This is a genomic window from Sporosarcina aquimarina, from assembly GCF_023715615.1.
GTDB lineage: Bacteria > Bacillota > Bacilli > Bacillales_A > Planococcaceae > Sporosarcina > Sporosarcina aquimarina_A.
In genome coordinates this window covers 1-1,778 of the sequence record NZ_JAMBOM010000017.1, presented here as the reverse complement: position 1 = coordinate 1,778, position 1,778 = coordinate 1, and the positions used below count along the sequence as shown (strand labels likewise).

General features: G+C 45.4%; 1 protein-coding gene. It reads right to left on the bottom strand.

Annotated features, from left to right (window positions below; translation table 11 throughout):
• Positions 1 to 379: 379 nt before the first annotated feature.
• Entirely contained in the window at positions 380 to 1,657 is a 1,278-nt protein-coding gene (locus M3197_RS17125) for an IS110 family RNA-guided transposase (RefSeq protein WP_251663099.1), read from the bottom strand.
• Positions 1,658 to 1,778: the final 121 nt, after the last annotated feature.

Here is a 1,778-nt window from a genome sequence, read left to right as displayed (position 1 = left end):
CTCCCTCTATAAATGTTGATGTATCAACGGTTTGACCCGTTGTTAGGGTGCCAAAAATATTTTTTTGACACGCAGATAAACAATAATAATTAGATATTTGAATCTTCAAACGTCCATGGGTACGCTACGCGGTCATCGCTGGATAATACTGGTTACGATGTTGATGAAATATACGATGCACTCTGGATCTCCGCGTTGCTTATGATGACGTACCCTCCCATGTCTCTTGGCGTCTAAAGCGCCTACATTCCTTCGTTCGGTCTAGTCATAAGGCGGAGGCTAGCTAAGCTCCTATAGGGACTCATTGGTCGTATGGATAATATAATGCCGGCTTCTCCGTGTCATCCAATTTTCTAGTCATTCACTCAGATTGTCGTGCTTAGGCAGCTCTATCGAGCTTGGGAATGTCCTTCATCATTTGCTCAGCGTCAAATGCCATGTGCTTCGTACAGATTGCGTGCAGTACCTTCAGTAGTTTTCCGCAGAGAACCACAATGGACTGTTTCTTGCGTAATGGATTCACTTGTCTGGTTGTGTAATACTCGTGCAGTTGTCTAAATGCCTTGTTATGCCTGACCATTGGCATCATGACACGGAAGAGCAGTGCACGCAGGTGACTTCTTCCTCTTTTAGAAATTCGTTTCTGTCCTTTGTGCTGTCCGGAAGAATTCTCCCTCAATGTCAATCCCGCAAGTTTCAATAGTTGGCGTGGATGATTGTAATGGGCAAAACTGCCGATTTCCGAGAGTAAATCAATGATGGTTGCGTCTCCAAGTCCTGGTACTGTTTGGAGATACTCGTACTCAACTGTAGACTGAATAAACTCTGTCAGCTGTTCTTGAAGAGATGCAAGTTCCTTCTCAAGTTGGCGATAACGCTGGACTAGTGTGGCAATTTCAATCTGGGCCATCTTTTGTCCTTCTGTTACGCCTATAGAAGTACGCGCATTTTCAATGAGCCTTTTTGTCTTTGGCAGTTGGGGAGATTTCATCCCCTCTACCGACCGGTAGGTTGCCAGTAGTTCTGATGCTTCCTGATTCGCTATTTCATTCGGGAATGGGGTACATTCCAAGACGGCTAGCGCCATTTTTCCAAACGACGGAAATACTTCCTGAAATTCAGGGAAATACCGATCAGTCCAGCGAATCATCTTGTTTTTAATCGCGTTCAATTCTTCAGTGAGATTGCTTTTTAGTGTCGAACCGACACGCAGTTCAGCCTCTGTCTCCCTTAAAATCCGCGGGTAACTGTATCGTCCATCCTTCACTAAACGTGCGATGACGAGGGCATCCTTAGCGTCATTCTTCGTCTGAAGGTTGTCGTCAAGTTCCTTGGATTTCTTTACATGCATGGGATTGCATACGACGAGGGGGATGCCTCGGTCGTCGAGAAAGTAAGCCAGGTTGAGCCAATAATGGCCGGTAGGCTCAATGCCAATGATGACATCGCTTTTACCGAATTGTTTCTTAGCGTCTAGAATACACGCATAGAAGTATTCGAACCCTTGGCTGGATTGCTGTACAGGGAACGATTTCTTCAGGACTAGGCCACGTTCATCGACCATGCAGGCGTAATGTGTGCGCTTGGCGATGTCCATTCCGATGACTAGCGTTTTATCCGTAACTTGATTAATTTTAGCGTTTTGCGTAAAATTCATGATGAGTCCTCCTTGGTATGCAAATTAGGGGTCAATTCGTGCAGATTTGACACCCCGCATCATACCAAGAGGGCTTTTTCTATTCAAGTCCCCGAAAAAGCTTCTAACAGGAATGCTCCTA